The sequence below is a fragment of the Nonomuraea sp. B19D2 genome (assembly GCF_040137845.1).
Lineage (GTDB): Bacteria > Actinomycetota > Actinomycetes > Streptosporangiales > Streptosporangiaceae > Nonomuraea.
In genome coordinates, this window is sequence record NZ_JBEFAK010000009.1 from 236426 (window position 1) to 261481 (window position 25056).

At 72.2% G+C, this 25056-nt stretch carries 19 protein-coding genes; 8 read left to right on the forward strand and 11 right to left on the reverse strand.

Annotated elements, in window-relative coordinates:
- Positions 1-173: 173 nt before the first annotated feature.
- Complete coding sequence (locus ABN273_RS19445) at positions 174-695, reverse strand: CGNR zinc finger domain-containing protein (RefSeq protein ID WP_349450322.1); 522 nt, start codon at positions 693-695, stop codon at positions 174-176.
- A 25-nt stretch (positions 696-720) separates the two neighbouring features.
- Between ABN273_RS19445 and ABN273_RS19450 the strand changes: the two genes are divergently transcribed.
- The 3 genes from ABN273_RS19450 to ABN273_RS19460 all read left to right on the forward strand — a co-directional run bounded on the left by ABN273_RS19450 (position 721) and on the right by ABN273_RS19460 (position 2677).
- Entirely contained in the window at positions 721-894 is a 174-nt protein-coding gene (locus ABN273_RS19450; RefSeq protein WP_349450323.1) for a hypothetical protein, read from the forward strand.
- 89 nt (positions 895-983) lie between these two features.
- Complete coding sequence (locus ABN273_RS19455; RefSeq protein ID WP_349450324.1) at positions 984-1604, forward strand: TetR/AcrR family transcriptional regulator; 621 nt, start codon at positions 984-986, stop codon at positions 1602-1604.
- Entirely contained in the window at positions 1601-2677 is a 1077-nt protein-coding gene (locus ABN273_RS19460) for an acyltransferase family protein (RefSeq protein WP_349450325.1), read from the forward strand. The genes ABN273_RS19455 and ABN273_RS19460 overlap by 4 nt, the downstream gene beginning before the upstream one ends.
- Positions 2678-2716: 39 nt before the next feature.
- Here the strand turns inward: ABN273_RS19460 and ABN273_RS19465 are convergent, their stop codons facing one another.
- From ABN273_RS19465 to meaB, 3 genes are all read right to left on the reverse strand, one after another.
- Positions 2717-3070 (reverse strand): acyl-CoA thioesterase, encoded by a 354-nt coding sequence (locus tag ABN273_RS19465; protein ID WP_349450326.1) that lies wholly within the window; start codon positions 3068-3070, stop codon positions 2717-2719.
- 49 nt (positions 3071-3119) lie between these two features.
- Positions 3120-4880, reverse strand: a complete 1761-nt coding sequence (locus ABN273_RS19470; protein ID WP_349450327.1) for an AMP-dependent synthetase/ligase — start codon at positions 4878-4880, stop codon at positions 3120-3122.
- Between the two features lie 96 nt (positions 4881-4976).
- Entirely contained in the window at positions 4977-5936 is a 960-nt protein-coding gene (gene meaB / locus ABN273_RS19475) for a methylmalonyl Co-A mutase-associated GTPase MeaB (protein ID WP_349450328.1), read from the reverse strand.
- A 112-nt stretch (positions 5937-6048) separates the two neighbouring features.
- Between meaB and ABN273_RS19480 the strand changes: the two genes are divergently transcribed.
- Positions 6049-8148, forward strand: a complete 2100-nt coding sequence (locus tag ABN273_RS19480) for a serine/threonine protein kinase (RefSeq protein ID WP_349450329.1) — start codon at positions 6049-6051, stop codon at positions 8146-8148.
- On the opposite strand, the gene scpA is transcribed toward ABN273_RS19480, so the two are convergent.
- From scpA to ABN273_RS19505, 5 genes are all read right to left on the reverse strand, one after another.
- Complete coding sequence (gene scpA, locus ABN273_RS19485; protein ID WP_349450330.1) at positions 8142-10289, reverse strand: methylmalonyl-CoA mutase; 2148 nt, start codon at positions 10287-10289, stop codon at positions 8142-8144. The two genes, ABN273_RS19480 and scpA, sit on opposite strands and share 7 nt — an antisense overlap.
- Positions 10286-12022 carry a methylmalonyl-CoA mutase family protein gene (locus ABN273_RS19490; protein WP_349450331.1) on the reverse strand — a complete coding sequence of 579 codons (1737 nt, stop codon included), beginning with the start codon at positions 12020-12022 and terminating at the stop codon, positions 10286-10288. Before ABN273_RS19490 ends, scpA begins: the two co-directional genes overlap by 4 nt.
- 33 nt (positions 12023-12055) lie before the next feature.
- Positions 12056-12835, reverse strand: a complete 780-nt coding sequence (locus tag ABN273_RS19495; RefSeq protein WP_349450332.1) for a peptidoglycan recognition protein family protein — start codon at positions 12833-12835, stop codon at positions 12056-12058.
- Positions 12836-12896: 61 nt separating this feature from the next.
- Entirely contained in the window at positions 12897-13835 is a 939-nt protein-coding gene (mtnA, locus tag ABN273_RS19500; RefSeq protein ID WP_349450333.1) for an S-methyl-5-thioribose-1-phosphate isomerase, read from the reverse strand.
- 16 nt (positions 13836-13851) lie between these two features.
- On the reverse strand, positions 13852-15717 hold the full coding sequence (locus ABN273_RS19505) for a CASTOR/POLLUX-related putative ion channel (RefSeq protein WP_349450334.1): 1866 nt from the start codon (positions 15715-15717) through the stop codon (positions 13852-13854).
- Between the two features lie 146 nt (positions 15718-15863).
- On the opposite strand from ABN273_RS19505, the gene ABN273_RS19510 reads away from it, so the two are divergent.
- Positions 15864-16973 (forward strand): DUF5925 domain-containing protein, encoded by a 1110-nt coding sequence (locus tag ABN273_RS19510; protein ID WP_349450335.1) that lies wholly within the window; start codon positions 15864-15866, stop codon positions 16971-16973.
- A gap of 39 nt (positions 16974-17012) precedes the next feature.
- Here the strand turns inward: ABN273_RS19510 and ABN273_RS19515 are convergent, their stop codons facing one another.
- Positions 17013-19430 carry a hypothetical protein gene (locus tag ABN273_RS19515; RefSeq protein ID WP_349450336.1) on the reverse strand — a complete coding sequence of 806 codons (2418 nt, stop codon included), beginning with the start codon at positions 19428-19430 and terminating at the stop codon, positions 17013-17015.
- Positions 19427-20767, reverse strand: a complete 1341-nt coding sequence (locus tag ABN273_RS19520; protein WP_349450337.1) for an SWIM zinc finger family protein — start codon at positions 20765-20767, stop codon at positions 19427-19429. The genes ABN273_RS19515 and ABN273_RS19520 overlap by 4 nt, the downstream gene beginning before the upstream one ends.
- A gap of 84 nt (positions 20768-20851) precedes the next feature.
- Here ABN273_RS19520 and ABN273_RS19525 point away from each other — a divergent pair, with 84 nt between their 5' ends.
- Genes ABN273_RS19525 through ABN273_RS19535 form a run of 3 tightly spaced genes read left to right on the forward strand, consistent with a single transcriptional unit; the run spans position 20852 to position 25054 of the window.
- Positions 20852-21901 carry a C39 family peptidase gene (locus ABN273_RS19525; RefSeq protein WP_349450338.1) on the forward strand — a complete coding sequence of 350 codons (1050 nt, stop codon included), beginning with the start codon at positions 20852-20854 and terminating at the stop codon, positions 21899-21901.
- A 4-nt stretch (positions 21902-21905) separates the two neighbouring features.
- Entirely contained in the window at positions 21906-23795 is a 1890-nt protein-coding gene (locus ABN273_RS19530; protein WP_349450339.1) for a S9 family peptidase, read from the forward strand.
- The gene (locus tag ABN273_RS19535) at positions 23792-25054 is read left to right on the forward strand and encodes a M20/M25/M40 family metallo-hydrolase (protein WP_349450340.1); all 1263 of its coding nucleotides are present in this window, start codon (positions 23792-23794) and stop codon (positions 25052-25054) included. Before ABN273_RS19530 ends, ABN273_RS19535 begins: the two co-directional genes overlap by 4 nt.
- Positions 25055-25056 lie beyond the last annotated feature (2 nt).

Below are 25056 nucleotides of genomic sequence, written 5' to 3' on the forward strand. Positions count from 1 at the left end.
CGCAAATGCGCGCAGCACGAGGAAAGAGGGGGCGATGAGGTCGCCAGAGGTCCAGGTGTGCGCGCAGTGCCCACGACAGGGCGGAACGGCGCGGTGCCCGCGACCTCAGATCCTCACGTCAACGGCCCCCAGGGCTCGGCGATAAGACGTGAGAAGACTACGCGACGCGAAGATTATCTGGCAAGGCTCCTGGCCCGGTGCGCCGCCACGTTGACCCGGTTCGCGCAGGCCGGCGAGCAGAACCGGCGTCGCCCGTTACGCGAGGTGTCCACGAAGACGACCTCGCACCCCTCGCGGTCGCACCGCCCCAGGCGATGCCCGCCCGCGAACGACATGGCCATGGCCAGCCCGCCCGCCGTGGTGTCCTTCGCCCTGGCCACGATGTCGGCGCTCGGGTCGAAGAAGTGCAGGTGCGGCTCGCGGCCGTCGTGCGCGCTGACGTACGGCTTGGTCGCGGTGATGTCGAGCAGGTCATTGATCAGCTTGATCTGCGTGTCCTGGTCGCGCTCCCCGAACACGGGCGCGAGCCGCCCCGCCCACTCACGCAGCTCCTCGGCCTGTCCGGCCGTGACGGCGGCGCGGAGCAGGCGGTGCTCGGTCAGCATCGCCTCGACCGCCTCAGGGCTGAAGTCGGTCGCGTTCACCAGGGCCGCCGCGAGCGCCGCCCCGTTGCCACCGTAAGCGTTGAAATGCATAAGGGCATTACAGCAGATTGGAGTCATGCACTCCAGACACCTGCACGACCCCCTGGCCCTGGCCGTCGTCTCCTCCCACCGCACCTCCGAGGGCACGGTCTCCTACCTGAGGTGTGCCTGCGGCGCGTGGGAGGTGCGCACCTCGGGGCTCGTCGCCACCGTCCCACCGCGCCACCGCGGGGCCGCCGACGCCGGATGACGACCCCGGAGGCGCTGCATCGGCTCGCCGCCGGCCTCACCCCTAGGGACGCTGCGCCCACTCCTGGCCGCGTGTGCTAAGTTTTGGCCATGCGGTCAGAAAATGAGCCAACCGGCCAGAAGCCGCGGTCGTTCATCGAGGAGGCCAGGCGCGCGCAGATCGTGGCGTCGGCCGTCGAGGTGATCGCGGAGGCCGGATTCGCCCAGGCGTCGCTGGCACGCATCGCCAAGCATGCGGGCATCAGCAAAGGCGTCATCTCCTACCACTTCGCCGGCAAAGAGGAGCTGATGGAGGAGGTGGTCAACCGGGTCTACAAGCAGGCCGCCGACCACGTCCTGGCCGAGATGGAGAAGGTGGAGGGCGCCAGGGGGCTCCTACGCACGTACGTCATCGCCAACGCCGCACACATGCGCGGGCACCGCGCGCAGATCATAGCGCTCGGCCAGATCTTCATGAACCTGCGCACCGCCGACGGCAAGCCCCGCTACGGCGTGCACACCAGCGAGGAGATCTACCGGGCGCTGGAGAGCATCTTCCAGCTCGGGCAGCGCACCGGCGAGTTCAGGGACTTCGACCTCCGCGTCATGGCCGTCTCGCTGGCGGCCGCCATGGACAGCATGTTCGTCTACTGGGCGGCCTATCCCGAGCACGACCTCGAGGCACACGCGAACGAGCTGGCCGACCTCTTCGAAAGGGCCTGCAAGAAATGAAGACCGCGCCGAGAACCCGGCTCCACTCGATCGACAACCTCCGGACCGTGCTCACTGTGCTGGTCGTCGTCCACCACGTGGCGGTCACTTACGGGCACATCCCCCTGTGGTACTACACCGAGCCCGCCAAGGACCCGTCGGGGATCCTGCTTGACATCTTGGTGACGTTCAACCAGGCGTTCTTCATGGGCTTCTTCTTCCTCGTCTCCGGCTTCTTCACCCCCGGCTCGTACGACCGCAAGGGCAGTCGCGCCTTCGTGCGGGACCGGCTGGTGCGGCTGGGCATCCCGCTGCTGGCCTTCCTGCTGCTGCTCCGGCCGCTGGTGAACTTCGGCGGGTACGCGCAGCTCGACGGCGTCCCGTACTGGCAGTACTACCTGGTCTCGTGGGACCCGGGGCCGATGTGGTTCGCCGAGGTGCTGATCGTCTTCGCCCTGGCGTACGCGTTGTGGCGGTCCCTGCGGGCGCCGCTCGACCAGCGCCCCGCTCCGCTCCGGTTCGGGTCGGTCGTGCTGTTCACCGCGGGGCTGGCGGTGGTCACGTTCCTGTGGCGGCTGTTCCTGGTGCCGACCGGCAGCTACGTGCCGGTGCTCGGGCTGCCGACACCGAGCTTCCTGCCGCAGTACGTCGCCATGTTCGCGCTCGGGTGCGTGGCCTTCCGGCGCGGCTGGTTCGAGACGCTGCCCGCGCGGGCCGGGCGGCTGGGGCTCGTGGCGGCGGGCGTGTCGACCGCCGTACTGCTACCGCTCTCGGGCATGACGAGCGGCGCGGCGGCCTCGGCGCTGACGGCGGCCTGGGAGTCGGCGTTCGCGGTCAGCATGGTCATCGGGCTGTCGGTGCTCTTCCGGGAGCGGTTCGGCGAGCAGGGGCCGCGCGGCCGGTTCCTGTCCGACCACGCCTTCACCGTCTACATCGTCCACCCGCTCGTGCTGGTCGCCGTCGGCTACGGGCTGCGCCGGCTCGACGCCATCGCGATCGTCAAGTTCGCGATCATGCTGGTCGTGTCGCTGCCGCTGTGCTGGGTGCTGGCGTACCTGGTGCGGTCGCTGCCGGGGGCCAAGCGGGTCCTCTGAGCGGGGGCCGAGCGGGCCAGCTGAGCGAGAGCATCCAAGCTAAGCGGGGTCTCTGAGCATCGCGGGGAGCGGGGTGGCCCGGCCGTCGCGCACGCACACGTACGTGATCGTGCCGACGGCCACCAGCTCGTCCTCGCGCCGCATCGTGAACGTCATCGTGATCGAGGTCGAGCCGACCCTGGCCGGCGTGCTCTCCACGGCCAGCACGTCGCCGAGCCGGGCCGGGGCGTGGTGCTCGCACCCGCTCGCCTTGACCACCAGGTCGGCCCCCTCCTGCCGGAGCCGGCCGTAGCCGCCCCTGGCGCCGAGCCAGTCGAGGAAGGCGTCCTCGAAGTACTCGTAGTACCGGGCGGCGTGCATCATGGCCTGCGCGTCGCAATGCCTCGGGCGCACGGGAAGATGGGAGATCACCCAGGAACCCTACGCCAGGCCGAGATGGCGACTACCCCTCGTAGAAGGCGTCGAGCGTCTCGCCGTGGCGTCCCTCGACCTGCTTGCGCTTGATCTTGAGGCTGGCCGTCAGCTCGCCCGTCTCCACCGTGAAGTCCTCGGCCAGGATCGCGAACTTCTTGACCGTGGCGTAGCTCGCCTGGTCCGCGTTGACCTGGTCGATGGCCTTCTGGACCTCCTCGCGCATGCGCGGGTGCGCGCGCAGCTTCTCCGGGTCCTCCGGCAGCGACTCGGCCCGCGCCCACGGCCCGGCCACGTCCATGTCGAGTGTGACCAGCGCCGTGACGTAGTTGCGCCGGTCGCCGTACACGAACACGTGCGACACGTACGGGCAGGTCGCCTTGATCCGGCCTTCCAGGTACGTCGGCGCGACGTACTTGCCGCCCGAGGTCTTGATCAGTTCCTTCTTCCGGTCGGTGATGCGCAGCCGGCCGGCGGAGTCGAGTTCGCCGATGTCGCCCGTGTGCAGCCAGCCGTCCTCCAGCGCGCCGGCCGTTTCCGCCGGCAGCCCGTGGTAGCCGCGCATGATGCCGCGACCGCCGATGAGGATCTCGCCGTCGTCGGCGATGCGGACCTCGGTGCCGGGCAGCGGCGGCCCGACCGTCCCGAACTTCACCGAATCCGGCAGGTTGAGGAAGCTGCCCGCCGACGACTCCGTCAGGCCGTACCCCTCGAGGATCGTCAGGCCCGCCGCGTCGAAGAACTCCGCGATGTCCTGGGACAGCGGGGCCGCGCCGGAGATGAAGAAGCGGATCCGGCCGCCGAACCGGTCGCGGAGCTTGGCGAAGACCAGGCGGTCGGCCAGGGCGTACTCGATCCTGGTGGTGAGCGGGATGGGCGCCTCGTGCTGGCGGGCGCGGGTGACCCGGAGGCCGGTCTGCCGGGCCCAGTTGAAGATGCGCAGCTTGACCCCGCCCTCGCGCCGCACGGTGGCCACCACGGTGTTGTGGATCTTCTCGAAGATGCGCGGCGCGGCGGCCATGAACGTCGGCTTGAGCACGCCCAGGTTCTCGGCGATCTTGTCGAGGCGGCCGTCGATCGCGGTCGGCACGCCGATGTCGATCATGACGACCTCCAGCAGCTTGCCGAACGAGTGCGACAGCGGCAGCCACATGAAGTGCAGATCGTCCCCGGAGATCAGGTTCAGCCGGCGTACGCCGCCCGCCGCGTGGAGCCAGTTGTCGTGGGTCAGCTCCACGCCCTTGGGGCGGCCGGTCGTGCCGGAGGTGTAGATGAGCGTGGCCAGGTCGTCCGGGGCGATGGCGTCCACCATGCCGTCGTAGTCGCCGTCGCCGTCATCGTGGAGAGAGTCGAGCCTGACCACCCAGCCGTCGTCGCTCGGCGTGCCGTCGATGACCACCACGTGGGTGACGTCGGGCAGCTCCTTCTGGACGGACCTGAGCTTGGCGACCTGGTCGTCGTTCTCGGCGATCACGATCGTGCTGCCGGAGTCGGTGATGACGAACGCCGCCTCGGCGGCCGTGTTGGACGGGTAGATCGTGGTCGTGGCCGCGCCCGTGGCCAGCACCGCCAGGTCGGCCAGGATCCATTCGAGCCGGGTCGAGCAGAGGATCGACACGCGCTTGCCGGGCCCGGCGCCCAGTCCGGCCAGGCCCAGGGACAGCCCGCGCACCCGTTCGCCCACCTCCCGCCACGTCAGCGAGGTCCAGCCGCTCTCCGAGGGTGTTCGGTACGCCTCGGCGTCGGGGGTCGCCGTGATCCGGTCGCGTAGCAGGGACGGAATGCTGGACATGCCTGGCCTCCTGGACGGTGTTGAGCCCGACTCTAAGAGCAATCCCACGCCTTGGGATAGACGTGGGGGTAGACCGTGGCTTGTCCCCGGAATGTCTCACGTGCGTTTGAAGGCCGACAGGAGCCGGTCGGCCGCGAGCGAGGGGGTCAGCTCGCCCGCGAGAACCTCCCGTTCCACCTCATCGGTGATCGCCGCCACCTCGGGGTCGTTGCGCAGCTCGGCCAGCAGCCGGTCCCGCACCAGGGTCCACGTCCAGCCCACCTGCTGGCGGCGGCGCTTGGCGGCCAGGTCGAGCGAGTCCTGGTGGGCCAGCACGTGCCGCCAGAGCTTCTCCAGCCCGTCGCCGGTGAGCCCGCTGCACGTGAGCACCGGCGGCGGGACCGAGTCGGAGCGGAGCATGCGCAGCGCGCCCGACAGCTCCCGCGCGGCCTTCCTGGCCGGCAGCTCGTGCTCGCCGTCGGCCTTGTTGACCGCGATGACGTCGGCCAGCTCCAGCACGCCCTTCTTGATGCCCTGGAGCTGGTCGCCGGTGCGGGCCAGCGTGAGCAGCAGGAACGTGTCCACCATGTCGGCCACCGCGGTCTCCGACTGGCCCACGCCGACGGTCTCGACCAGGACGACGTCGAAGCCGCCCGCCTCCACCACGACCATGGCCTCCCTGGTCGCCTTGGCGACGCCGCCGAGCGTGCCGGAGGTCGGCGAGGGGCGGATGAAGGCGCCGGGGTCGGCCGACAGGCGGGCCATGCGGGTCTTGTCGCCGAGGATGCTGCCACCCGTCCTGGTGGAGGAGGGGTCCACGGCCAGCACGGCCACCTTGTGGCCGCGCGCGGTCAGCATCGTCCCGAGGGAGTCGATGAACGTGGACTTCCCCACGCCCGGCACGCCGGAGATGCCCACCCGCCGCGCGTGGCCGGACAGCGGGGTGAGCTCGACGAGCAGCCGCTGCGCCAGCGCGATGTGGTCGGGCCTGGTCGACTCGACCAGCGTGATCGCGCGAGCGATCCACGTACGGGACCCGGCCCGTACGCCCTGGGCGTAGTCCTCCAGCGAATGCACCCGACTTACCCCTTTTCTTCCCAATCGATCAGCCTAAGCTCTGACAAGCCTTGACTTTTGCCAGTAGGGTGCTGGAGTTCTAACCTCAGCCGTCACAGGAGTCACTCCCCTCATGCCCAACGTCGAACCCCTCCGCGAGGGCGACCCGGCAACGGTGGGACCCTACCGGCTGGTCGGTCGGCTCGGCGCGGGCGGCCACGGTGTCGTCTATCTCGGCCAGGCCCGCAACGGGACTCCCGTCGCCGTCAAGGTGCTGCGCGAGGGACTCGCCGGGGACGACCGCCTCGCCAGGGACATCGCCGCCGCACGCAAGGTCGAGCCGTTCTGCCTCGCGCAGGTGCTCGACGCCTCGACCAGCGGCAGGCCGTACATCGTGGCCGAGTACGTGGACGGGCCCTCGCTCCAGCAGGCGGGCCGGCAGGGCGGGGCGGAGCTGCAGCGGCTCGCCGTGTCCACCGCGACCGCGCTGGACGCCCTCCACCAGGCCGGCGTCGTCCACGGGGACTTCAAGCCGTCGAACGTCCTGCTGGGGCCTGAGGGGCCGCAGGTCGTGGACTTCGGCATCGCCGCGGCGCTCGGCTCCGGTGTGAAGGCGACCGGCACCTTCGTCGGCACGCCCGCGTACATGGCGCCCGAGCAGCTCGCCGGGAAGGCGGTGGGGGCCCCGGCCGACGTGTTCGCGTGGGCGTCGGTGATGGTCTTCGCGGCCACCGGGGTGCCGCCGTTCGGCGACGACTCGCTGCCCGCGGTGATCAACCGCATCCTGAACGAGGAGCCGCAGCTGGGCGAGCTGCGGGGGATCGTACGCGAGATCATGCTGGCCTGCCTGGCCAAGGACCCCGGCGCCCGTCCCGCGATGCGCGACGTGCTGCTCCGGCTGACCGCGCCCTCGCGCCAGCCCGCCGCCTCGCACCAGGCCCCGGCCGCGCACCAGACGCCGGTCCCGTACCAGACCCCGGTCCCGCACCAGGCCGCCGCCGACCAGTCCCCGGCCACGTACGAGACCCTTGACCAGCCCTCGGCTGCCTGGCAGCAGACGCCTGAGCCGGACCTCGACCAGGACACGCCACCGCGCCGGAGTCGTGCCCAGGCCCCGGGCCCCGACCATTCGGCGGCCCTGCCGCGGCGCCGCCCTCCGCACCAGAGCCCGGCCCAGTCCGTCCCGGCCGAGCACTACGGTCAGGAACCACCCGGGCACTACGGCCAGGATCCCGCCGGGCACTACGGCCAAGAGCCGATCGCGCACTTCAACCAGGAACCGGCCGGACACTACAACCAGGACCCCGCCGCGCACTACGGCCAGGAACCCGCCGGACACTACAACCAGGAGCCGGCCGGGCACTACGGCCAGGAGCCGGCCGGGCACTACGGCCAGGAGCCGGTGGCGCATCATGGCGTGGGTCAGGCGGCGTTCCCGCTGGGCGCCCCGGTCGAGGCGCCGGTTCCGGCGGAGTTCGGGCACTCCGCTGCCGTCCAGCGTCCGCCGACAGGTGAGCAGCCGGTCCCCGAGCCGGCGACGGCCCAGCACTCGGCGCTGGTCGACCTGCTCGCGTCAGGCGAAACGCCCGCTCAAGCCCCGCCCCAGGCTCCGGCTGGGGCGCGCGTGCCGCCGCGCCGGTCCGGGCGGCGCCGCATGAAGATCGTGCTCATCGCGGGCGCCTCCGCCGTCTCCGCGCTGGCGCTGGCCGGCGCCATCATGTGGCTCACCCCCACGACCCCCACGCCCAAGAACGTCTCGGTCGCGAGCAGCGCGCCCTCGACCTCGGATGCCGCCGGCTCCACGCCGTCGCAGCGGCCGAAGCGGACGCGTACCCCAGGGCCGAGCCCGCAGAGCGACGGCGACCCGAGCACGGTCCCGACCGACGGCACCACGTCCACCGCGGAGCCCGGCGCGGACGGGCAGCTCAGGCTCGTCTACGTCCGCGCGGGCGGCACCAGGAACGGCGACTGCTGGTCGGGGGGCGAGGTGACGCTCCAGGCACTGGTGCAGCGCACCGGCCGGCCCGTGAACTTCAGGTACACCTGGTACATCGACCGCACGCCGGTGGGCCGCTCGTCGGCGGCCATCGCGGAGAACGGCCAGCGCTACCTGGCCTCGCCGCAGAACCTCCGGAGCAGCGGAGGCGTCCACCGGGTCACGCTCCGGATCACCTCCCCGATCATGACCCAGCGGACGATCTCCGTCACGATGTGCCAGAGCGGGACCTACTGACGGTTCCGCAGCTGGTCCAGCAGGTCCAGGGCGGCGTCGGCGATCACCGTGCCCGGCGGGAAGATCGCGGCGGCGCCCGCGGCCCGCAGCTCGTCGTGGTCGCCGGGCGGGATGACGCCGCCGACCACGATCATGATGTCGCCGGCGTCGAGGTCGGCCAGTGCCCCGCGCAGCGCGGGCACCAGCGTGAGGTGCCCGGCGGCCAGCGACGACACGCCCACGATGTGCACGTCGGCCTCGACCGCCTGCCTGGCGACCTCCTCCGGCGTCTGGAACAGCGGGCCGACGTCCACGTCGAAGCCCAGGTCGGCGAAGGCCGTGGCGATCACCTTCTGCCCGCGGTCGTGACCGTCCTGGCCCATCTTGGCCACGAGGATGCGCGGGCGGCGCCCCTCGGCCCGTTCGAAGTCGGAGCAGGCCCGGCGGACGCGCTCGATGTTGTCGGAATGGCCTGACTCGTCGCGGTACACCCCAGAGATGGTACGTACCGGCTCGGCGTGCCTGCCGAACACCCGCTCGAGGGCGTCGGAGATCTCCCCCACCGTGGCCTTGGCCCGGGCGGCGTCCACGGCCAGTTTGAGCAGGTTGTGGTCCAGGCCCGGCGCGGGGTTGTCGGCGGCCTTGGTGAGCGCGTCGAGTGCCCGCTGCACGGCGTCGGGGTCGCGCTCGGCTCTCAGGCGGGCCAGCTTGTCGAGCTGCTGGGCGCGTACGGAGCTGTTGTCGACCTTGAGCACCTCGATGGCCTCGTCGCTCTCGGCGCGGTACTTGTTGACGCCGATCACGGGCTGGCGCCCGGAGTCGATGCGGGCCTGGGCACGGGCGGCCGCCTCCTCGATGCGGAGCTTGGGCAGGCCGGCCTCGATGGCCCTGGCCATGCCGCCGGCGGCCTCGACCTCCTGGATGTGGGCCCAGGCGCGTTCGGCGAGGTCGTGGGTGAGGCGCTCGACGTAGTAGGAGCCGCCCCACGGGTCGATCACCTTGGTCGTGCCCGACTCCTGCTGGAGAAGGAGCTGGGTGTTGCGGGCGATGCGGGCGGAGAAGTCGGTGGGCAGCGCGAGGGCCTCGTCGAGCGCGTTGGTGTGCAGCGACTGGGTGTGGCCCTGGGTGGCGGCCATGGCCTCGACGCAGGTGCGGGCGACGTTGTTGAAGACGTCCTGCGCGGTCAGTGACCAGCCGGAGGTCTGGGAGTGGGTACGGAGGCTCAGCGATTTCGGATTTTTCGCATTGAACCCGGACACCAGCTTGGCCCACAGCAGCCGGGCGGCCCGGAGCTTGGCGACCTCCATGAAGAAGTTCATGCCGATGCACCAGAAGAACGACAGCCGCGGCGCGAACCGGTCGATGTCCATCCCGGCGGCCACCCCGGCCCGCAGGTATTCGACGCCGTCGGCGAGCGTGTAGGCCAGCTCCAGGTCGCACGTCGCGCCGGCCTCCTGGATGTGGTAGCCCGAAATGCTAATGGAGTTGAATTTCGGCATCTTTTCGCTCGTATAGGCAAAGATATCCGAAATAATCCGCATAGACGGTGACGGGGGATAAATGTAGGTATTGCGGACCATGAACTCTTTGAGGATGTCGTTCTGGATGGTCCCGGCGAGCTGCTCCGGCGCGACGCCCTGCTCCTCGGCCGCCACGATGTACAGCGCGAGGACGGGCAGCACGGCGCCGTTCATGGTCATCGACACCGACATCTTGTCGAGCGGGATGCCGTCGAACAACTGCCGCATGTCGTAGATCGAGTCGATCGCGACCCCGGCCATGCCCACGTCACCGGAGACCCGGGGGTGGTCGGAGTCGTACCCCCGGTGCGTGGCCAGGTCGAAGGCCACCGACAGGCCCTTCTGCCCGGCGGCCAGGTTGCGCCGGTAGAAGGCGTTGGACTCCTCGGCCGTGGAGAAGCCCGCGTACTGGCGGATGGTCCAGGGCTGGTTGACGTACATGGTGGGGTAGGGACCGCGCAGGTACGGGGCCGCGCCGGGGTAGGTGCGCAGGAAGTCGAGCCCCTCGAGGTCGTGCGCGGTGTAGAGCGGCTTGACCCCGATCCCTTCCGGCGTCTCCCACACCTCACCGGCGTGCTCCGGCTTCCCGGGGCCGTCCTTGGGCAGGGCGTTGAGCGGGATGCCGGAGAAGTCCGGGATCATCGGGTCACCTCCAGGTGGTCGAAGGTCTCGCGGAGCACGGCCAGCGCATCGCAGCCCGCGTAGAGGTTTCCGTCCACGCCTTCGTACTCCCCCTTCCCCGCCAGCCACACTTTCCTCGCACCGGCCTTGCGCAGTGCGGCGGCGACGGCGGCGGCGTGCTGGGCGTACAGCTTGTCCGTCGAGCACAGGCACGCCACGGCGGCGCCGCTCACGGCGAACGCGGTGGCGATCTGCTCGGGGTCGGCCCCCGGGCCGGCGGTCTCGGTGCCGAGCCCGCCCGCCTGGAACAGGTTGGCGGCGAACGAGGCCCGCGCGGTGTGGGCGGCGACGGGCCCGATGGTGGCGAGGAACACCTTGGGCCGCTCGGGCTGCGCGTCGGCCAGGTCCCGCAACGCCTCGAACGCCTCGGCGTACCGGATCCGCGGCAACCCCGCGGCGGCGGGCCGTGACGCGGGGGCGGTTGAGGGCGGGCGGACCGGCTTCTCGCGCACGTCAGGGAACTCGCTCACGCCCGTGATCGGGAAGCGGCGGTGGGCGATGTCGCCGGCGCGGCGGGCGCGGGTGGCGGCGATCCGTCCGGTGACCAGTCCGCCGGCCTGCGTGATCCCGCCGGCCGCCTCGATCTCCTGGAACCAGGACCAGGCCCGTTCGGCGAGGTCGGCGGTGCGGCGCTCCACGTACCAGGAGCCCCCGGCGGGGTCGACGACGTGCCCGAGCCCCGACTCCTCCAGCAGCAGCGACTGCGTGTTGCGGGCGATGCGGCGGGAGAAGGCGTCCGGCAGCCCGAGGCAGGCGTCGAACGGCTGCACCGTGACCGCGTCGGCGCCGCCCACCCCGGCGGCGAAGCAGGCCAGGGTGGTGCGCAGCATGTTCACCCAGGGGTCGCGGGCGGTCATCATGGCCGAGCCGGTGACCGCGTGCTGCCGCTGCCCGCCGTGTTCGGGAGCCCCGCACACCTCGGCGACCCTGGCCCACAGCCGGCGGGCCGCGCGCAGCTTGGCGATGGTGGCGAACTGGTCGGCCGTGGCGGCGTACCGGAACTCGATCTGCCCTAGCGCTTGCTCAACGGAGAGCCCGCCGCCGGTGAGCGCCCGCAGCTCGGCGACGCCCTGGGCGATCGAGCAGCCCAGCTCCTCGGCGTCGCTGCCGCCCGCGTCGTGGTACGGCGTCGCGTCGACGGTGACGGCCGCGAGCCCAGGAAAGCCGGCGACACAGCGCAGGGCCAGCTCCAGCCCCGCGCCCCCGGCACAGGCGGAGGCCCCCAGGTTGCCCTTCACCGCGGCGCCGCGCCCGAACAGGACCTCCGCGGCCTCGCGTACGTGCTCCCCCGCCTCCAGCACGACCGGGGCCAGATCAAGGTAGACGTCCTTGAGCACGGCGCCCAGCGCGTCCACCGGGATCGCGCCGTCCCCCACCACCAGCCACAGCGACGTGACGCCGTTCTCCAGGTCCGCCAGCACCGCCTCGGGATCGGCCACCGCGTGCCGCTGCCGCACGTCCCAGCCGCCCACCACCCGGGTCCCGCGCACGTATGGCGGCTCGCCGGGCAGCCCGGGATCGCCGGACAGGTCGTCCTGGTCGTAGAGCGGCGCGACCGTCACCCCGTCATAGGTGAGGCCGGACAGGGCCTCCTCGGGCGAGCCCGTCTCGATCCCCGACTTACGCAGGACCTCGACCGCCAGCGCCCGCCAGTCGTCTCGGGAGATGGACGCGAAACCCGCTGCCAGTTCCATGGTCGGATACTACGCGGTAGCCCCGGGGCGGGCTCAGGCGGCAGGGGCCTCCCACGCCAGCCGCCACGTCACCGGGCCCACGACCCCGTCGTCCGCGACGCCCTGCTGGCGCTGGAACCTGCGGCACACGTCGCGCGACTGCGCGCCGTACGCCCCGTCCGCGGTCAGGGTCCACCCGCGCTTGTTCATCTGCGCCTGCCATGTGCGCACGTCGTCGCCGTGCATCACCGGCGGGTACCTGAGCAGCCGCCCGGGGAACGGCGGCGCGGCCGGCGGGGTCGTCCCTGGCCGGGGGGCGCCGCGCCGGACCCACGCGTAGAGCGGTTCGCCGGGGCAGTCGGTCGAGTATCCGTCCCGGTGCCCCTTGATCTCCTTGCCCGCGTTGCCCTCGTCGCGCACGTACTGGACCGCGTCCAGGATCGCGTGCAGCACTCCTTCGGGCGGCCGGACGAGCCCGGAGTTGCCCACGAGCCCGAGCACGGCGTAGTGGCCGGTGTTGAGGCCAGGGCCGTTCGCGGCGGGCAGACGGTGCAGACCCCGCCCCTCGAACACCTTTTTGTGCGGACAGGCCACATACGAATAACCGATATCGATCCAGCCGTTTCCGTCCATGTGGTACGCCTGGATGGAGCGCACCAGCGCGACGCACCCGCTGTGGTCGGAGACGATGCCGGGATCGACTTGGCCACCCGTGTAGTGGACTTTCACTCCCTTGGTGGAGTCAAGCTGCGTGTAGTCGCCACGCGGCGCGCGAGCGTTCCAGTCGCGCCGTAACACCAGGTCGATGGCCACGGTGAGCTCCGAGGGTCGCAAGTCGGGACCACCGAGCGTAACGCGGGAGACGCGGACGGGTCCTGAAGATTGGGGATTCGGCCTACGGCCGGATCACCCGCTTGTCCGTCACGATCGCGGTGATGAGATCGTGCGGCGTCACGTCGAAGGCCGGGTTCAACGCCCGCGTTCCCTCAGGCGCCACGCGTACACCTCGGACGGACACGACCTCGTCCGCTCCCCGGTCCTCGATCTCGATGTGCTCGCCGGTGGGGGTGTTCTGGTCGATCGTGGACTCGGGCGCGACCACCACGAACGGCACCCCGGCACGCTCCGCGCCGAGCGCGAGCGCGTACGAGCCGATCTTGTTGGCGGTGTCGCCGTTGGCGGCGATGCGGTCGGCGCCGATGAGCACCGCGTCCACCTCGCCCCTGGCCAGCAGGTACGGCCCCGCGGAGTCGGCGATGAGCCGGTGCGGCGCGCCCATCCTGGCCAGCTCCCAGGTGGTGAGCCTGGCGCCCTGCAGCAGCGGGCGGGTCTCCAGCGCGAGCACCTCGGCCAGCCGCCCGCGCTCGTGCAGCGTCTGGACGACGCCGAGCGCGGTGCCGCGTTCGACGGCGGCCAGCCCGCCGGTGTTGCACACCGTCATGATCCGCAGCCGGTCGCCTTCGAGCAGGTCGGCCCCGCGCGCCCCCATGGCCACGCAGGCGGCGATGTCGTCGTCGCGCACGCGCAGCGCGGCCGCGAGCACCGCCTCGCGGCCTTCGTGCAGGTGGGCGACGGCCTGGTCGACGCCCCACGCGAGGTTGACGGCGGTGGGCCTGGCGGCGCGGAGCCTGGCGATCCGCGCGGCGTCGCCGCCGGCCAGCGCGACGCCGAGCGCCCCGGCCACGCCGAGCGCGGGCGCGCCGCGCACGGCCAGCCGCTGAATGGCGTCCACCAGATCGTCCACGGTGTGGATGCGCAGCATCACGCACTTGTCCGGCAGCAGGGTCTGGTCGACGAGCTCGATGGCGCCGTCCACCCAGTCGATGGTCCTCACACGCCAAATGTACGACTCAGCGTTCCGCCAGGACGATCACCGAGTCCCGCTCATGGAGCACGAGTGACTCGGACTTGTCCGGGTTGAGGACGATGCCGTAGTGCGGCGGGTCGTTGCGTGCCCAGGCGCTCCGGTAGCCGATGGCGGTCTCGCCCCTGCGCCTGGCGGACTCGACGACCGTGGAGAACGTCACCCGCGTTCCCGTCTTCACGTACGACCGGGCAGGACGCGGGTAGATCTCCGAGCCGCGCGAGTCGAACAGGTAACTGAACACGTCGGCCAGGTGCCGGTTCTCGGCGAGCTGGGCGAGGAGCAGGCCGATGACGGTGTCGCTGATCACGATGTCGTCGGCCTCGGTGACCTCGGCCAGGGCGCGGTTGTTCTCGTCGTGCATCTCGCTGACGATCGAGTAGTGCTCGCCGAGCGTGCTCTGCATGTCGCGGAGCTGGAGCAGCGTCATGAGCGTGCGCGTGTCGGAGTGGTGGGGGTCGAAGCGGTCGTCGGAGAGCACGATGACGTGCTGGAAGAGGCCGACGCCGAGCGACTCGAGCGCGTACCTGTCGGTGGTGTCGCAGTCCTTGACGTTGACGGTGAGGTTGCGCAGGCCGGCGAGCCCCGTGCCCGCCTTGGGGTGGTCGGCGGCGACCTCCAGGACGGAGCCGGGGGCGACGTAGCCGTCGAGGTAGCGGACGATCTGCTCGGCCCGGCCGTTCCAGTTGAGCAGCAGCGTGCGCTCGGGCTCGGTGGGCGGCGCCTCGGCCTCGACGATGGCGGCCTCGTCCAGGGACGGCTTGCCGGCGGCCAGGCGGACGTGGGAGTCGTCGTGCGCGATGACGATGACCTGGTCGTCGGCGTTGACGACGGTCTCCATGGGCGGGTTCAGCACGATGCCGGTCGGCCGGCGCAGGCCGATGACGGAGGCGGTCTGGTACGCGTGCAGCGCCTCGCCGTACGTGATGCCGACGAGCTTCTTGGGGGTGCGCAGGTAGATCTCACCGCCGTCGAAGTTCAGCAGGTCCATGCAGACGACGGACATGCCGGACTGGCGCGAGGACTGCACGATGAGCCTGGAGGCGGTGTCGTCGGAGTCGACCAGGTGCACGTCCTGGCCGCCGGCCAGGCGGGCGGCGGCGATGTTGCGGCTGGAGGTGAGCCCGGCGACGACCGGCGGGTGCATGCCCTCGCGCTTGGCCAGCGCGAGCAGGATCTTGATGACGTGCGCGTCCGGGTCCTCGCCCTCGGGCGAGAGCACGACGACGGAGCGGGCGGTGGCCAGGTTCATCAGCGCGAGGTCGCGCGGCTCGGTGGGCCGTCCCGTGCGGCAGACCAGCCGGGTCCTGCCGAGGTTGCCGACGGCCTCTCGGATGTCCTCCTCCATGGCGAGTTTGTCACGTTCCGCCAGGACGGCGATGACCGAGCCCTTCTGGCTGGCGTGCGCCTTGACCAGCTCGGCCACGATCGTGAACACCTGGTCCGACCAGCCGAGCACCACCGTGTGGCCGGACTCGACGATGCGCGAGCGCCCTCTGCGCAGGCGGTCCACCTTCTGCTTCAGCCCGTTGGACAGCAGGCCCACGAGCATGCTGACGATGAACAGGCCGCCGAGCGAGCCGGCGAACATCACGGCCATGTACGCGGTCGAGCCCTTGTCGCTGGCGACCTTGCTCGGGGTCAGGGCGTGCATGAGCGCGATCCAGAGCACGTGCCCAGGGCCGTTCACGCCGTCCGGCTCGTTGGGCGCGAGCCAGAGCGTGAGCCCCGCCACGACCACGATCAGCGCCAGCGAGACCACGGCCAGCCAGCCGATCAACGAGGCGGTGCCCTTCGACATGGTGTTGTCGAACCAGTAACGCGCCCGCTCACGGAACGTGACCTTCGACACTTTCCCCCATACCTCCGCACAAGGAGTGATTTGATCTAACGGTCCAAGGTACCGGTGGATCTTGGTGCCCCGCATCGAGACCGGTCACGTATCGGCCACGTAAAACCCATCGACATGTGACGGCCAGAGGTTGGATCATTACCGTTATGTCCGTGATCAGGGAGGTGCCGTTCCCCAGCCCGGAGTCCTCTGAGCTCCCCATGAACATCTGGATCGACGACGCCGACTCCGCCATCGACGTCATCGACGCCCTGGCGCTGTCGCCGTTCGCGACGGGCGCGCAGCCGTGGTCCCGCCTGGCCAATCTGGAGCGCGTACGCCCCGACGCCCCGCTGAGCCCCGCCGGCGGGCGCGTGCTGCGTACCGCGCGGGTCGACGACGGGTCGGAGTCGCGGCTCATCGCCGGTGAGGGCTGGACCCTGCGCGTCGTACGCCACCGCAACCGCACGGCCACGGTCAGCGTGACGGCCGTGAACGAGGAGCTGGCCAAGAGCGTGCTCGCGGAGAGCATCGAGGGCGCCGAAGAGGCCATGCCGGAGGTCGACCACGTCGAGATGGGCTTCTGGTGGCGCGGCATGCACGGCGGCACCCGCTCGGAGAAGCCGATCACGGCCCAGGCCTGGGACGAGATCAGCGTGAACTACTCGGCGAAGGTCCGCCCGGCACTCGACAGGCTCATGTCGGTCACCCCTCACGACGTGAACGGCCGCCTCATCCTCCTGCACGGCGAGCCGGGCACCGGCAAGACCACACTGCTGCGCACGCTGGCCAAGCAGTGGCGCGACTGGTGCCAGGTGGACTGCGTGCTCGACCCCGAGCGCCTGTTCAACGAGCCCGGCTACCTGATGGAGGTGGCCGTCGGCTACGACTCCGACGAGGACACGCAGCGCTGGCGGCTGCTCGTCCTGGAGGACTGCGACGAGCTGATCAGCTCGGGCGCCAAGGCCCAGGCGGGCCAGGGGCTGTCGCGCCTGCTCAACCTGACCGACGGCCTGCTCGGCCAGGGCCGCGACGTCCTGGTGGCGATCACCACGAACGAGGACCTCGCCCGCCTCCACCCCGCCGTCGTCCGCCCCGGGCGGTGCCTGGCGCAGCTGGAGGTGGGGCCGCTGACCAAGGAGGAGGCCGTCACCTGGCTCGGCTCGTCGAAGGGGGTGAGCTCGTCGGGGGCGACCCTGGCGCAGCTGTACGCCCTGCGCGCGGGCCGCGAGATCACCTCTCAGCCGGGCGACGAGTCCACCGGCCTCTACCTCTGACCCTCGGCCGCCGGCCGCCTGCGCGCGGCGGCCGGGCGGTCACGTGAGGTAGGTGTGCAGGCGGCGGGCCTCGCGGACGAAGTTGTTGGACGCCCGCCGCTCGGCGATCTCCGCCACGCAGGGCACCGGCCCGCGCGCCCCGGCCCACCGGGCGGCGCGCAGGGCGAACGCGAGCCCCTGCGTGTGCCGTGTGTGCGGCCGCTCCCCCGGCCCCGGCAGGAACACGGGCAGGAACCCGGTCATGATCCGCCACACCTCCCGATGCGCCCCCTGTGCCGCGGCGCTCTCCAAGGTCTCGAAGACCGGCCCCGGCTTGAGCCACGTCCTGCGCAGCAGCAGCCCCAGCTGCCGTCCGAGCCCTTCGGCAGCCAGATCGCCACGGGCCGCCATGTCCACCACCGGCCGCGCCCGCTCCTCGGGCCGCCGCGACCAGGACGGGTCGGCCACGAAGTACGCCTGCACGAGCGCCATCCCCTCACCCCACGGCCCTTCGGCCAGCGCGAGAGCATGCGCCTGCGCCGGCCGCACGCCCTCCGCCGGCCATCCGTGGAGCAGGTGCGGCGCGAAGTGAAGCGCGACGACCTCCCGGTGGGACGGCATCACGTACGGCCACCACGGCAGCTGCTCGCCGTGCCCGTACCGCCGCTCCCAGCCGGGGTCGCCGAACAGCTCGTCGATCAGCGGCAACGCCGTCGGCGCCACCCGGATCCTGGGCGCCAGATCGAGCGTCCGGCTGTCGGCCGGCGCCCGGTCGCCGCGATATCCGCCGTCGGGATCCGGGCGCCCGGAGCGGAGCCAGCCGATCTCGGTGAGGGGCTCGGGACGTCCGCCGTCCATCCAGCGCGCGACCGCCCGCCCAGCCTCCGAGGTGAGGCCGCGCGCCCGCGCCACCACCTCGGGCGCGATCTCGCGTGGCAGCCGCAACAGCGCCTGCTGCAGGTCGGCCGGCATGGCCTCGGCCCCGCAGCGCTCGTAGCCCGCCAGCCGCGCCACCAGCTCCGCCGCCTCCACGTGCCCGGTGCCCTCGGTGGGCTCGGCCAGCAGGTGCGGCGGCAGCGTGCCGTCCTGGAGCGCCGCGTAGACCTCGGCCCAGCGCCGCAGCAGGAACAGGTGCGGCGCCGGCACCGAGCCGGGCCGGGGCAGTCCTGGAGCCCTGGAGCCGCCTGTCATGATCTGCCGGGCGATCTCCTCGGCCCACTGCCAGACGTCCGGCCACGGCCGTTCATGCGAAGCGGCACGCAGCCGCCACGACGACAGCCTCGCCACGAGCCCGTCCCGATCGCGGGCGTGCAGCCGCACGAGCCCGGCCAGCCACAACTCGGCGGAGTCCCACCCTCCCCCACACGGCCCCAGCTCCCCGGCCGTCATCACCGGTTCGGGGAACCTCCCGGCCCGGCGGGGCTCGGGCAGTGGCACGGGCGTGAACCCGTCGTCATGCTCCGGCGCCTGCTCGGCGGCCTCCCCGCCGAACACCGCCACCAGCGTCTCCCCGAGCTCCTGAGGCAGCAGCCCGACGGCCGCCCTGATCGCCTCGGCCCCCGCCGGCGTGAACCGCTTGGCGTGCTTGACCGCGATCCGCACCGCCCGGCCCTGCACGTCGGCGGACTCGCAGGCGAACGCGCGCCCCAGGGCGGGGGCCAGCTCGTCGAGGTCGCCCGCCCACGAGCGCGCGACGGAGTCGAGCCAGGTGAGCCCGCCCGTCACCAGCTTCCGTTCCGGCCTGAACAGCAGCGCGCGCAGCGCCTGCGACACGTCCGCGGGGGCCAGCTCGCCGGGGCCGAGCCGCCGCAGGTGCCGCAGCGCCGGCTCCGCCACGGGCCCGGGCGCGACGGGCAGCAGCCGCAGGTAGTCGCGGGCGCGCTTGCTCACCTCGTCGGGCGTCGGCTCGAGCAGCTCGTGCAGGCGGACGAAGAAGCGCAGGTCGGCGGCGTCGCCACCGCGCAGGAAGCGCCGTACGCACCCGTCGAGCAGCAGGTCGCGCCGGCCTTCGCGGGCCAGCTGCGCGAGCGCGGCCAGCCAGGTGCCGGGGGCCGGCAGGTCCGGGTGCTCGTCACGCAGGGCCCCGCCCACGCCCTCTGCCTCGAAGAGCCGGGGAAGGAGGTGGTCGAGCAGCGGGTCGCCGGGCGTGGGCGGGTGGCGTACCCAGGCGACGACGAGGGGGTCGTGCTCGGGCGGGACGACACCGCTGCGGCGCAGCATGGCCAGGGCGAGCGCGGCCGGCGGGTCGGGGCGGCGGCGGCGCGGGGAGGGGCTGAGCCTGAGCGCGGCGCGGACGGCGAAGTCGGCCTGCCACGCGGCCGGGCGGGTGGCAAGCACGCGTTCCAGGAGCTCGGTGATGTCGTCGCCCCGGGCGGCCACCTCGCGGCGGTCGCGCTCGCCGAGCCCGAGCACGCACGCCGCGACCCGCTCCGGGTCACCGCTGTCGACGGCCGCCACCACCTCCGGCCACACGCTCACGGAGCCGCCTCCACGGCGACGCGGGCGGCGATCCTGGCGGCCAGCACGTGCTTGCACGGCCCGCGCGACCCCCGGTGGTCGTACCACCACGGGCACGTGCACTCGCCCTCGGCGATCCGCACCCGCCGCACCCCGCCGTCCGTGCTCACCTCGGCCGTCTCCCCGAGCAGCCGCACGGCGCCCGAACCGGCCAGCGCTCGGGCGGCGGTCAGCCGGGGGTTCAGCTGGGCCACCTGCTCCTTGTCGTAGGGCAGCTCCCGGTGGAAGTGCGCCGCCTCGTGCAGGTCGTAACCGACCCGGCCGGCCGTGCCGAGCTGGGTGAGCGCGGCGCGTACGCGTTCGACGGACAGGCCCGAGCGGTCGGCGAGCAGTCCCAGCTCGACCGTGGGCTCGAAGTTGAGCAGCATGCCCACCACGTCGGCGTCGCCTGCGGCCTGTTCCGTGGCCAGGTCGGACAGCACCGCCCCCTCGCCGGAGAAGCCGCGCCACGGCTCCGGCGAGACGGCCAGCGTGTAGCGCATGCCGGGCAGCTCCAGCTCCCACGCGCTCGCGGTGGACGAGCCGCCCCCGATGTCCGCCGGGGGGCCGTACACGCGCAGCGCCTTGGCGAACCTGAGCAGCGGCATCAGCGTGGCCACCCGACCGGTGCCCGACAGGCAGACGCCGCCGCGCGCGGGGCCGCCGGACAGGCGCAGGTCGCGGCCGGCGGGGACGGCCCAGACGTCGGCGCGGGCGCCCCGGGGCAGGGAGCGCAGGAAACGTACGGCCTGCGGACCGGCCAGCTCGGCCCGCAGGTCGAACCCGGCCGCGATCACCTGCACCTCCGCGAACCCGCGCAGCCACCGCGACGGCAACGGCACCTTCTTCTCCACGACCGCGCCGTCGAGCGTGGTGACCGTCAGCTCGTCGGGCCCGACGCCCAGGTGGAGCGGGTCCCTGCCGCCCACCCTGGCCAGGGCCTCGCGCAGCGGGCCGTTGACGTCGACGTTGGTGGTGCCCCGGTCGAGCACGTCGCCGTCGAGCTCCAGCACGTCGAGCCGGGCGTAGACGCCGCCGCACGCCGAGAACGACTCGAACCGCAACCGCCCGCCGTCGCACGTCACCACCGGGTCGCGGGTCCAGCCCGGCCTGGGCTGGTGGTAGCGGGCGAGCGCCACGTCGGCCACGGCCAGCAGGGCGGCCGCGGCCGGAGCCGCCTGGGAGAGCAGCCCGCTGAAGAACCTGGGATGCGTGCGCGGCCCGGATAACGCCGTGCCACCGGAGGTCGACAGGCCGAGCCTGCCGTCGGTGAGCGTGGACGGACCCGCGTAGGAGTATGCCTGTACCGCCTGAGTCATGGCCCGAACCATAGAGATCACCACCGACACAATCCGGCCGGTACGTAAACCATCCGATGTGCGACACGGTGCTGCGAAACCACAATGTGGCTGGTGCTGACCGTCGATCTGGCCCACGTCGCCTTCGCCCGCTTCACCCGGCCCGCGGGCGATTCGTGGACCAGCGAGGAGCGCCCGATCGGGTTCCCCGCCACCCAGCTGGTTGCCTCGTGGACCGCGCGCACCCCGCCGGGCTCCTGGATCGAGGTCGCGCTGCGGGCCAGGACCGCGCGGGGCGCTCTCACCAAGTGGTACGTCATGGGCCGCTGGTCCGAGCACGGCGATCCGCGCACGTCCGTCCCCGGTCAGGGCGACGAGGACGGGGACGTCGCGGTGGACACGTTCGTGGCCCGGCGGCCGGTGGTGTCGTACCAGGTGCGGGTGGCCTTGCACGGCGCGGGCGCCCGCGTGACGGGGCTGGGCGTGATGGCCTCGGCCGTGCCGCAACGGCCCGTCGTGCCCAGCGTCCCCGGCGCGGCGGTCGCGGTGGAGCTGGCGGTGCCCCGGCACTCGCAGTACGCGCACGCCGGGCACCACCCGCGGTGGGACGGCGGGGGCGCCAACTGGTGCAGCCCGACCTCGGTGGCCATGGTGCTCGGCTTCTGGGGCCGCGGGCCCGGACCGGCCGAGGTGGCCTGGGTGGGTGACCGCGACCCGGCGCCGGTGGTGGACCACGCGGCCATGGGCACGTACGACGAGAGCTACCAGGGCACCGGCAACTGGCCGTTCAACGTGGCGTACGCGGGGCGGTACGGGCTGGCCGGGTTCGTCACGCGGCTGCGGTCGGCGGTGGAACTGGAGGCGTTCGTACGCTCGGGGATCCCGGTGATCACCTCGCAGTCGTTCAAGGCGCACGAGCTGCCCGGCTCCAGCTACTCCACCAACGGCCACATCCTGGTGGTCACCGGCTTCACGGCCGGGGGCGACGTCGTCGTGAACGACCCCGCCGCGCCCGACGACGCCTCGGTTCGGCGGGTCTATCCGCGGGCAGCGTTCGAGAACGTGTGGTTGAGGAGCTCGGGCAGCGGGGGCATCGCGTACATCCTTCACCCGCCCGAGCACCCTCTTCCTCCTTGTACCAACGGCAATTGGTGAGTTGATGAGCATTCGACCGATCGACGTGGCCCATACCGACGGCGGCCCGCAGTGGGTGGAGGCGGTGGCCACGCCCTCCGGCGTTGAGGTCTGGTGGGACGAGCCGCGCCCGCACGAGGGCGGGCGGCGCTGCGTGGTGCGCCGCCTCCCGGACGGCTCCCGCACGGACGCGCTGCCACCGGGCTGGAACGCGCGCAACCGGGTGATCGAGTACGGCGGCCGGTCCTGGCGCCCGCTGCCCGGCGGCGGCCTGGTCTTCACCAACTGGGCGGACCAGCGCCTCTACCGCCTCGACGCGAAGGGTGCGGCGGCGGGCGATGTCCGGGGCGGCGTGCCGGTGCCGATCACCCCTGAGGGGCCGGCACGCTACGCCGACCTGTACCTCCCGCCGGGCCGGAACGAGGTGTGGGCCGTGCGCGAGACCGGCGACGTGCGCGACCTGGTGGCGGTGCCCCTCGACGGCGGCCCCGTCACGGTGATCGTCAAAGCCCAGCACTTCCTTATGAATCCCCGCATCTCCCCCGACGGCCGCCATGTCGCCTGGATCGGGTGGGACCACCCGAACATGCCGTGGGACGGCACCGAGCTCTGCGTGGCCCCCCTGCGGGAGGACGGCACGGCGGGCGGGTACCGGGTGGTCGCCGGCGGCCCCGAGGAGTCGGTCGCGCAGGCCGAGTGGCGCGACGACGCCGCCCTGTACGCGGTGACCGACCCCACCGGCTGGTGGAACGTCCACCTCGTCCATCTCGACGGCTCACCTTCCCGGAACCTCACCCCGATGGAGCTGGAGTTCGGCGCGGCGGCGTGGAAGCCCGGCATGACGTACCTGGCCATCGCGGACACGGGCCGGCTGGCCGTCGTGTACGGCAGCCCCGACCACCGCCGCCTGGGCGTGCTGGACCCGGAGACCGGCGAGCTGCGGGATATCGGCGGCCCGGCCACCTACTGGTCGTCCACCGTGTCGGTCGCGGGCGGCAAGGTGGCGGCCGTGGGGGCGACCCCGTACACGCCGCTGGAAGTGACCCTCGTCGACCTGCAGGACGGCGGCGCGCGCGAGATCGTGTCGCCCCCCAAGCCGCTGCCGGACCGCGGCCTGCTCCCCACTCCCGAGGCCGTGACGATCGAGGGCGTGCACGCGCACCTCTACCCGCCGTCCGGCGTCCAGGGCCCAGGGCCGTACGTGATCTTCGTGCACGGCGGCCCGACCGGCAACCTCCCGATCGTGCTCGACCTGGAGATCGCGTACTTCACCAGCAGGGGCATCGGCGTGGCCGTGGTCAACTACGGCGGATCGACCGGGTACGGCCGGGCCTACCGCGAGCGGCTGCGCCACCAGTGGGGCGTGGTGGACGTGCAGGACTGCGCCAGGGTGGCCAGGGGCCTGGTCGAGCTGGGCCGCGCCGACGCCGCGAAGATCGCGATCCGCGGCGGCAGCGCCGGGGGCTGGACCACGGTGGCGGCGCTCGTGCACAGTGACGTGTTCGCGGGCGGGGTCGCGCACTACGCGATCACCGACCCGGAGAGCTGGGCGGCCGAGACGCACGACTTCGAGTCCCGTTACCTGGACGGGCTCGTCGGCCCGCTCCCCGAGACGCGGGACCGCTACACCGAGCGCTCCCCCCTCCTGAACGCCTACCGAGCGTCGGGCCCGTGCCTCATGCTGCACGGCCTGGAGGACGCGATCGTGGACGTGGGCCAGGCCGAGCGGTTCACCGCCGAGCTGGACAAACATGGCAAACAGTGGGCTTTGCTCACCTACCCCGGCGAGCAGCACGGCTGGCGCAGGGAGGAGACTATTGTCGCGGTGCTGGAGGCCGAGCTGGCCTTCTACGGGCTGCTCTTTGGCATGGAGACTCCCGAGGTGCCGCCTTTGACACTTAAGGGGAGAGCGTGAAGAGCGTTGCCGAGATCTGCTCGGATCTGATCAGGTTCGACACCACCAATCCCGGTTCGGGGGAGCGACCGGCCGCCGAGTACGTGGCCACGCTGCTGGCGGACGCGGGCATCGAGCCGGTGGTGTTCGAGTCGGCTCCGAAGCGGACCACCGTCGTGGCCAGGATCGACGGCGACTCCCCCGACGCGCTGCTGGTGCACGGCCACCTGGACGTGGTGCCCGCCGACCCGGCCGAATGGCAGATGCACCCGTTCTCGGGGGAGATCGTGGACGGCTGCGTGTACGGGCGGGGCGCGGTCGACATGAAGGGCTCGTGCGCGATGACGCTCGCGACCGTGCTCGGCCTGGCCGCCCGCGGCGTGCGCCCCAAGCGTGACCTGGTGCTGGCGTTCCTGGCGGACGAGGAGGCGACGGGCGACTTCGGCTCGCGGCACGCGGTCACCGAGCACCGGGAGCTGTTCGACGGCGTCACGGAGGCGATCAGCGAGTCGGGCGGCTTCAGCGTGGCCTCCGGCGAGCACCGGGTCTATCCGATCGCGGTCGGCGAGCGCGGCACCGCCTGGATGAAGCTCACCGCGCACGGCGTGGCCGGCCACGGCTCGCGGCCTCCCGTGGACAACCCGGTCGCCACGCTCGTGCACGCGCTGTCGCGGGTGGCCGCCCACCAGTGGCCGGTACGCCTGACGCCGCCGGTCGCCGCGCTCATCCAGAGCCTGTCCCAGATCATCGGCCGGCCGATCGACCTCGACCGCCTGGACGAGGAGGCTGCCCGGCTCGGCCCGCTGGGCGGCCTGTTCAAGAGCCAGATCCGCAACTCGGCGAACCCGACGATGCTGAACGCCGGATACAAGGTGAACGTGGTGCCCTCGACGGCGGAGGCGCACGTGGACGGGCGTTTCATGCCGGGCATGCAGGAGGAGTTCCTGGAGACGATCGACGCGCTGCTCGGGCCGAAGATCGCCCGCGAGTTCGTCAATCTGGAGGACGCGCCCGACGCGCCGTACCCCTCGCAGTTCTTCGACACGCTGGCGGGCGCGCTCGTGGCCGAGGACCCGCTGGCCCGGCCGGTGCCGTACGTGATGGCGGGCGGCACCGACGGGAAGTCCTTCGCCAGGATCGGCATCAAGGGGTACGGGTTCGCGCCCCTCATGCTCCGGCCTGACCTGGACTACTTCGGGATGTTCCACGGCAAGGACGAGCGCGTGCCGGTGGAGGGCCTGGAGTTCGGCACGCGCGTCCTCACCCGCCTGCTCGCCTGAGC

Coding starts and splice junctions, on each gene's coding strand:
- ABN273_RS19530 (WP_349450339.1), top strand. CDS start 21,906: ATGAGCATTCGACCGATCGACGTGGCCCATACCGACGGCGGCCCGCAG.
- ABN273_RS19510 (WP_349450335.1), top strand. CDS start 15,864: ATGTCCGTGATCAGGGAGGTGCCGTTCCCCAGCCCGGAGTCCTCTGAG.
- ABN273_RS19470 (WP_349450327.1), bottom strand. CDS start 4,880: ATGTCCAGCATTCCGTCCCTGCTACGCGACCGGATCACGGCGACCCCC.
- scpA (WP_349450330.1), bottom strand. CDS start 10,289: ATGATCCCGGACTTCTCCGGCATCCCGCTCAACGCCCTGCCCAAGGAC.
- ABN273_RS19525 (WP_349450338.1), top strand. CDS start 20,852: ATGTGGCTGGTGCTGACCGTCGATCTGGCCCACGTCGCCTTCGCCCGC.
- ABN273_RS19450 (WP_349450323.1), top strand. CDS start 721: ATGCACTCCAGACACCTGCACGACCCCCTGGCCCTGGCCGTCGTCTCC.
- ABN273_RS19455 (WP_349450324.1), top strand. CDS start 984: ATGCGGTCAGAAAATGAGCCAACCGGCCAGAAGCCGCGGTCGTTCATC.
- ABN273_RS19520 (WP_349450337.1), bottom strand. CDS start 20,767: ATGACTCAGGCGGTACAGGCATACTCCTACGCGGGTCCGTCCACGCTC.
- ABN273_RS19460 (WP_349450325.1), top strand. CDS start 1,601: ATGAAGACCGCGCCGAGAACCCGGCTCCACTCGATCGACAACCTCCGG.
- ABN273_RS19445 (WP_349450322.1), bottom strand. CDS start 695: ATGCATTTCAACGCTTACGGTGGCAACGGGGCGGCGCTCGCGGCGGCC.
- ABN273_RS19490 (WP_349450331.1), bottom strand. CDS start 12,022: ATGGAACTGGCAGCGGGTTTCGCGTCCATCTCCCGAGACGACTGGCGG.
- ABN273_RS19480 (WP_349450329.1), top strand. CDS start 6,049: ATGCCCAACGTCGAACCCCTCCGCGAGGGCGACCCGGCAACGGTGGGA.